Raw genomic sequence first — 6,916 nt, forward strand, 5'->3', positions numbered from 1 at the left:
TTTACCACTCCTCATCCGATGAATCATCCTCTGATTCTAGTTGCTTTTCAAATTTACCAATTTGAGTTTGACCAACCTCACAAGCCTTATTTGCGATTTCAATTGCACTCGATCCCATATTACGCATCATAATACATTCAATCAACATACCTAAATTTGTGCCGTAGACAACTTGGATCTTATCATTTTCTAAAGCTTCCATAACAGCCGTATTAAATGGAGATCCACTTAGTAAATCTGCAAATACGACAATTTCATCATCAAATTTACTTAATGCGTTATGCATATTTTCTTTCAATTCAGTTGCTGTATCCCCTTGTGGAAAATCAACAACTTCTATCCCTTCTAGACTTTGCATGATCAACTCTACACTTGAAGCAATGCCACTGGCAAAATGGCCATGACCTGTAATAAGAATTCCTACCATATATCTTCCTCCATAATCTGTTTTAGTGAACTAATAATTAAATTTGCGTCTGTCAAATCTTGATAAAGTTTACTATTATATAATCCCATAACTTTTAGTCCTGCTTTTTTTGCAGCTTCAATTCCATACTCCGAATCTTCTACAACCCATATTTCATCTTTAGAAACACCGATTTGTTTACATGTATATTCATAAATTTCTGGATCTGGTTTTGTCCTTTTAAAATTTTCTCCACTCACAATATATTTAAAATAGGTTTCAATCTCACATTGTTTTAAAACATCTTCAATATTGTCCATTGGAGAAGATGAAGCAAGTGCCATCGTAATTTCGTTATTCTTTAAATATGCAAGTAATTCCAATACATAAGGCATGCGTATTTTTAAATAATCCACTTTATGATTTTCAAAAAATGTTTTCTTTAAATCCTGTGCCCTTTCTACACTTATGTCTAATCGACTTGCGATAAATTCGTCTTCTGTCTTTCTAGAACAACCAATAAGAAAGAGGAGTTCTTCTTTTTCAATAAAAACTCCTCTATCTTTAAAAAACTGCATAAATAATTCTTGATATTTCACTTCACTATTTATTAGGACACCATCCATATCAAAAATAATAGCTTTCATTAGTCTTTGTAGTGAGCTAAATTTTCGTCAAATGGGTTGATAGCTGTATCAATACCAATATCCTTAGCGCCTTTTGCGGCAACAAATTGGAATGGAACTGTAAACATCAATGGAGCCAAATATTTATTTGTCTTAACAGAGAATACACAGTCTCTAGGATCGTTTCCTAAATCTTTACATGTGATAAAATGAACACGATCTGTGTATTTTTTAAAGGATTTACTGAAATCTACACTGTGTTCAAATTCTCCTTCATCACTTCCAATAATACAAATGGTTTGTTTTTTAGAAATAGCCATTGTAGGACCATGAGAATATTCTTCAATTTCATATCCCAATGCAGGAAGTCTTAACATTTCTCCAACTTTTAATTGAGCTTCAATTGCTGTCGCAAAATCAATACCATAACCTAAGAAATATAAACGATCACTATTTACAATGGTTGTGCGGTTACGATCATACCAAGCTTCACTTTCATCGACTACAGTTTGGAATTGATCTACCAATTTCTTAGTCTCATCTAAAGCTTTTTCATATTCAGCATCACTCATCTTACCAGTTACATGAGCGCATTCAACAGCCCATAGATATACAGAAATAACAGATGTTGTATATCCTTTTGTTTCTGGTGGAGTCAATTCATCCCCAACTAAAAGATGTACTTTTGTATCTACATATTTAGTGATTTCACTATTTAGATTCCCCGTGATTGCCAAAGTATGATAACCTTCTTGTTGTGCAAATTTCATGACTTCACAAGTCGAAATAGATGTTCCAGATTGAGAAATACCAACATATAGAATTTCATCCTTCTTTAATAATCCTGACCAATCTGCTTTTTCATAATTTTTAAATACAGTTGGATATTGATATTCTGCATCAATTCCTACTAGGTGTTTGAAATAATAAGTTCCTAAAATAGATACATTATAAGATGTTCCTGAACCAAAGAAGATCACTTTCTTAATATTATTTTTTGTGAATACATCTACAAATGGTTTCACAAACACATCTTTATTTTCGAAAACATATTTTAATCTTTCTGGTTGTTCCTTAATATACCCTAATACTGTTGGCTCTGCCATAATCGAATCCTCCTTAAAATTCTTTTGAAATGTCATCTTTTGACACATTTGGTGTTATTTGGTAATACATTGGAATATTGTGTTCTTTGATTTTTTTGAATGCAGCAGCCTCTTTTTCATTCACAAACATATTGTTACGAATCTGTTTAGCACCATCTTTTGTAGACATATTACCTACAGTAACATGATCAAATGTATAGCCGTAATCTAACATTTCAGCAAGTGGTTCAGGTGAACGCACTAGAATCATAACGCGAATTCCTTCATCGATTTTACGAAGCAATTTCTCTGCAGCTTTCTTCGAATCAAAAATTGACAATTTACATCTTGGTGGAGTACCAAATTTCAAAGATACTTTACGATTTTCATCATTCACGATTTCATTATCGACAATCAAAATTCGTTGTACATCAAATTGTGGAATCCAATAGCCACAAACTTGGCCGTGAATCAAACGATCGTCCACACGTACTTCTACTATAGCCATAATAACCTCCTATAGGGCAATAATGCCAAATACACCTAACACAAATCCAATCACTACGATTGCTGAAATAATCTTTGTGATTTTGATATTCTTTTTAATTGCTGAATAAATACCTAATGTTGCAGCTAAAGGCAATAATTTAGGCATAATTTGATCTAAATATTCTTGAATTACAATTTTATTTCCTGAAATTGTGAATTCTAAAGGACATGATACAGTTACCCAGCTTGCGATCATACAACCAATGGCTGCCACACCAAGAATACCCGCACAATATGTAAACAATTGCATCTTTCCTGATTTTTCTAAGTCAATCAACAATTGGTTTCCACTTGTATATCCAATCTTTAATCCATAATAACGAGTTAAGAATGTTGGAATATTAAATAGAATCAATAGAATAAATGGAGCAATTGGATTTCCTGCTTTCGCAAAACCAATTGATAATGAACAAGCCAAGATTCTAAAGATACCCCAGAAGAATGTATCTCCAATACCACTCAATGGACCCATCAAGCTGACTTTGATCGCATTGATTGATGCTGGATCAAAATTAGGATCACGCTTAACGTTTTCTTCCATCGCAATAGAAATTCCCATAACGAATGGTGCTGGTGCAATTGTCATATTGAAAGCTGCACTTTCACGAAGCATAGCTTGTTTTAAGCCTTCTTCATCATCTTTATAAATTTTCTTTAAAATATGTTCAATACAATATAGATAAGCAAGACCTTCCATCTTTTCATAGTTGAATGATCCAAGTAAAGTAAATGATCTCCAGAATACTTTTCTAAAATCTTTTTTTGTTATATTATTTTCAACACTAATTACATCATTTTTAGCCATGTTCTAGTCCTCCCATTCATCATCCAAAGCTGAAGCACTTTGAACAACTGTTCCTTGGTTTGAGCGAATTTGATAAATAATCATTGCGATTGCGAATGCGATCAATGTGATACCAACCATAGTGATGGCTTGACCTGCATATGCTGCAAGAACAAATCCAATAATTAAGTATGGTGTTAAATCTTTTTCGAAGATAATGTTCAACAATAACGCAAATCCTAATGCAGGAAGCAATGCAGCTACACCGTTTAATCCAGCATTTGCCCATGCAGGAAGTCCATCTGCGATAGCTTGGATTACACCATGTCCAAAATACATAGCTATAAATGCAACTAATGAATATAATGCGAATGTTGCCCAGTTACAGAAATGATGAGTCAATGCGATTGACTTAAAGTTACCTGCTTCAATATCATTATCTACTTTGTGCATCAATCCAGAATAAGAAGCAATCAGTAATGTGTTAATAAACTGCATAACAACTGCAACTGGAACACCAAATAGAATCGCTGTTTCAGCACCTTTGCCAGTCATAATCGCAACAGCAGCACCAATTGTTCCACCAGTACCAATATCAAGTTGAGCTGTAGGACCAATACCAGTTGCTCCCATCCATAAAAGTTGTAATTCAGCACCAACCTTTAATCCTTTCGTAACATCTCCTAAAGCTAAACCAACTAAGAATCCAGTAACAACGGGTTCACGGAATTTAGCTTCACCTAACCAGTTTCCATCCAAAACGGTTAGACCGGCAATCAAGCCGATTAATAACGCCTGAATAAATGTCATATTTCTCTCCTCCTTAATGACATTGGTATATACTTAATACCATTTCATGATTAATTTATACCATACATGTATACCAATATCAATAATTTCTTTGGCACATATGTATACCAATTCCATGTTAATCGCAAAAAAAAGAGGTATCCATCAATTAGATACCTCTATTCTGATATACTTATATACCAATTTATTGACTTCTAAACTTCAAGCCTTGGGTTACATATTTAAATGATGAATACTTTGGATTATGATATGAAATCGTATATTCTACCAATTCACGATTCTCATCATAGCCATGATAATCAAAAATAAATACATTTCTTTCAATATCCATATATTTTCGATACTCTATCGGCAAAGAATCAATGCGCAAATAAGAAACCATAGTTCTAGGTCGATGTCCTAAATCATCCATATAGTCATATAATGAAAAGCTCTCAAAATCAAAACGCTCTGCATCCTCGAATTTAGAACAAGGAATATATACCTTCTGTAATGCATAAGGCTCATCATTGATATAAGATAAACGAATGATTTCATATATATAATCTTCATTTGGAAAGACTTCCTTTAATTTATCTTCAGGCTTTATCTTTGCCAGAGATAGTGTTTTACGACTCGATTTCATTCCCTTTTGACGAATCTGTGCACTCAATGAATAAACACCGGCACGCCCTAATTCTAGTTTTTCTTCAACATATGGGACTTTCGCAACATAGTTGCCACTTCCTCTTTTTGTTTCAATGACCCCTTCTTCTTGAAGTTTTTTTAATGCATTTCGCACCGTCATTCGATTGATTCCATATTGTTCGGACATTTCTCTTTCACTCACTAAGCGATCTCCAACTTGAAGCTGCCCATCCTGAATTTTCTTCTTAATGCTGTCCATCAGTTGTACATAGATTGGTTTTTCACTCATATTTCCGACACACTCCTATATCTATAAAAGCTTGGTAGACTTGACATTTCAAAATATTCAAAAGGCTCATGATCATTTTTTGAAACATAAGAAGTTCCACGATTTAATAAAATCTCACATTTTCCTTCTAATCCTAATAATCTTTTTTCTTCCCTTTTTGCCTCCACCAATAATAATTCTTCTTGTGTTTCATAAACCTGTACACCATATTCCCTTAATAAAAGCCCATAAAACGATGTATTCCCAAGATCATATTCTTCAAGTCCTTCCACCTTCGAATATTCAATATACGTTTTTTCAATGGATTGGGCGGTCCCTTCTACATATCGAACTCGACATAAATAGAAGAGTTTAGTAGCCAATGGCACATTTAATTGTTTTGACAAATAGTAATTCGATTCAATCACTTTCTTTTCAATAATACGATTTTCTAAAGTAAGCCCTTGTTCACGAATCGCTTCTGTAACCGACATAAAACAATCTATGTCGCGAAGTACATATATATTATCCTTATCCATACTCTTTTCTCCCTATATAATTGGTATACACATCATATCATGTTTTGGTATACAAAAAAAGGAGGTGATTAATAAATATCGCCTCTTACTAATTTCTTTGAATATATATGATAATACCCCATTAATAGTGCCGCATTTACAATCCATGTCAGTGGCCATCCCAAGAATACGGTAATTAATTCAGAACTGAATTGTGTTGCGACAAATAAATAGACTTGTCTTAAAATAACGAAACATAAAATCATCGAATACATTGGTACTTTAGATAATCCAACACCTCTTAAAGCGGGAGTTTAACACTTGCTCATAGCCAAAATAGCCAAATGTCGTTTATGTACGGCTTTTTTTTCGTCAAATTTTTAATTTTTACTGTTGTATGTGTTGTAATTATGGTATAATAGTTGTAAAGGATGGCTGCTTCTATGAAACTGTATTATGATAAACGACTTAAAGATCCTACTTACTATATTCAGCAGGGATTTAGAAATGGTAAAAAAACGACAACCAAAAATATCAAAAGATTAGGTAAACATTCTGAGCTTCTTCTTATAACGGATGATCCCTTGGAATACGCTAAAAACGAAGTAAAAAAAATGAATGAGGAATATCGTTCTGGCAGATCTGAATTCATTGTTACTATGGACTTTAATGAAAGAATCCCTTCTACAGATTCTCCTTGTTCGAATTCTACTAGTTTGAACATTGGATATCTGTATCTTAAGGATATCTATGCCAAATTGAATCTGTCTGATTTTTTCAAATCAGTTTCTTCTGACCGAAAGATCACCTACGACTGTAATAAAATCTGTCAGTTTCTTACCTATGCAAGGATTCTGGATCCTGCCAGTAAATATGGAACATACGATAAACTTGATACATACTATGAGAAACCTCAGGTTGAATACCAACATATGATTCGTTTCCTGGATATTCTAGACAGAAACAGTGACAAATATTTAAAACATCTTTTTGACAATTCCGAAAACATCGTTAAACGAGATACTTCAGTTATGTACTATGACTGTACAAACTATTTCTTTGAAACAGAAAAGCCTGATGAGGAGATTGTTGACGAAGTTACTGGAGAAATTATCTTTGGACTTCGTCAGTTCGGAATCAGTAAGGAAAACAAGACATCTCCTATTGTTGAAATGGGGCTTATCATGGACAGCCGTGGAATCCCTATTTCTATGTGTATTCATCCAGGAAACACAAATGAACA

Annotated in this window: 10 protein-coding genes; 1 reads left to right on the top strand and 9 read right to left on the bottom strand. The window is 33.5% G+C overall.

Annotated elements, in window-relative coordinates; genetic code table 11:
- Window position 1 precedes the first annotated feature (1 nt).
- From FYJ55_RS05100 to FYJ55_RS05140, 9 genes are all read right to left on the bottom strand, one after another.
- Window positions 2-427 carry a PTS sugar transporter subunit IIA gene (locus FYJ55_RS05100; protein ID WP_154555928.1) on the bottom strand — a complete coding sequence of 142 codons (426 nt, stop codon included), beginning with the start codon at window positions 425-427 and terminating at the stop codon, window positions 2-4.
- Window positions 421-1,053 carry an HAD family hydrolase gene (locus tag FYJ55_RS05105; protein WP_118324427.1) on the bottom strand — a complete coding sequence of 211 codons (633 nt, stop codon included), beginning with the start codon at window positions 1,051-1,053 and terminating at the stop codon, window positions 421-423. Before FYJ55_RS05105 ends, FYJ55_RS05100 begins: the two co-directional genes overlap by 7 nt.
- The gene (locus FYJ55_RS05110; protein ID WP_229771096.1) at window positions 1,053-2,138 is read right to left on the bottom strand and encodes an SIS domain-containing protein; all 1,086 of its coding nucleotides are present in this window, start codon (window positions 2,136-2,138) and stop codon (window positions 1,053-1,055) included. Before FYJ55_RS05110 ends, FYJ55_RS05105 begins: the two co-directional genes overlap by 1 nt.
- 13 nt (window positions 2,139-2,151) lie before the next feature.
- A complete protein-coding gene (locus FYJ55_RS05115) occupies window positions 2,152-2,625 on the bottom strand; it encodes a PTS system mannose/fructose/N-acetylgalactosamine-transporter subunit IIB (protein ID WP_040466068.1) in 474 nt (157 codons plus the stop codon).
- A 9-nt stretch (window positions 2,626-2,634) separates the two neighbouring features.
- Window positions 2,635-3,471 (bottom strand): PTS system mannose/fructose/sorbose family transporter subunit IID, encoded by an 837-nt coding sequence (locus FYJ55_RS05120; RefSeq protein WP_154555930.1) that lies wholly within the window; start codon window positions 3,469-3,471, stop codon window positions 2,635-2,637.
- A gap of 3 nt (window positions 3,472-3,474) precedes the next feature.
- The gene (locus tag FYJ55_RS05125; protein WP_154555931.1) at window positions 3,475-4,260 is read right to left on the bottom strand and encodes a PTS mannose/fructose/sorbose/N-acetylgalactosamine transporter subunit IIC; all 786 of its coding nucleotides are present in this window, start codon (window positions 4,258-4,260) and stop codon (window positions 3,475-3,477) included.
- Between the two features lie 184 nt (window positions 4,261-4,444).
- Window positions 4,445-5,176 (bottom strand): GntR family transcriptional regulator, encoded by a 732-nt coding sequence (locus tag FYJ55_RS05130; protein WP_154555932.1) that lies wholly within the window; start codon window positions 5,174-5,176, stop codon window positions 4,445-4,447.
- Window positions 5,173-5,694 (bottom strand): UTRA domain-containing protein, encoded by a 522-nt coding sequence (locus FYJ55_RS05135; protein ID WP_154555933.1) that lies wholly within the window; start codon window positions 5,692-5,694, stop codon window positions 5,173-5,175. Before FYJ55_RS05135 ends, FYJ55_RS05130 begins: the two co-directional genes overlap by 4 nt.
- A gap of 68 nt (window positions 5,695-5,762) precedes the next feature.
- Window positions 5,763-5,948, bottom strand: a complete 186-nt coding sequence (locus FYJ55_RS05140; protein ID WP_229771097.1) for a hypothetical protein — start codon at window positions 5,946-5,948, stop codon at window positions 5,763-5,765.
- Between the two features lie 168 nt (window positions 5,949-6,116).
- Here FYJ55_RS05140 and FYJ55_RS05145 point away from each other — a divergent pair.
- Window positions 6,117-6,916, top strand: an 800-nt coding sequence (locus FYJ55_RS05145) for an IS1634 family transposase (RefSeq protein ID WP_456152219.1), incomplete at its 3' end; no start/stop codon positions are given.

Source organism: Holdemanella porci (assembly GCF_009696075.1).
GTDB lineage: Bacteria > Bacillota_I > Bacilli_A > Erysipelotrichales > Erysipelotrichaceae > Holdemanella > Holdemanella porci.

Coding starts and splice junctions, on each gene's coding strand:
- FYJ55_RS05100 (WP_154555928.1), bottom strand. CDS start 427: ATGGTAGGAATTCTTATTACAGGTCATGGCCATTTTGCCAGTGGCATT.
- FYJ55_RS05105 (WP_118324427.1), bottom strand. CDS start 1,053: ATGAAAGCTATTATTTTTGATATGGATGGTGTCCTAATAAATAGTGAA.
- FYJ55_RS05110 (WP_229771096.1), bottom strand. CDS start 2,138: ATGGCAGAGCCAACAGTATTAGGGTATATTAAGGAACAACCAGAAAGA.
- FYJ55_RS05115 (WP_040466068.1), bottom strand. CDS start 2,625: ATGGCTATAGTAGAAGTACGTGTGGACGATCGTTTGATTCACGGCCAA.
- FYJ55_RS05120 (WP_154555930.1), bottom strand. CDS start 3,471: ATGGCTAAAAATGATGTAATTAGTGTTGAAAATAATATAACAAAAAAA.
- FYJ55_RS05125 (WP_154555931.1), bottom strand. CDS start 4,260: ATGACATTTATTCAGGCGTTATTAATCGGCTTGATTGCCGGTCTAACC.
- FYJ55_RS05130 (WP_154555932.1), bottom strand. CDS start 5,176: ATGAGTGAAAAACCAATCTATGTACAACTGATGGACAGCATTAAGAAG.
- FYJ55_RS05135 (WP_154555933.1), bottom strand. CDS start 5,694: ATGGATAAGGATAATATATATGTACTTCGCGACATAGATTGTTTTATG.
- FYJ55_RS05140 (WP_229771097.1), bottom strand. CDS start 5,948: ATGTATTCGATGATTTTATGTTTCGTTATTTTAAGACAAGTCTATTTA.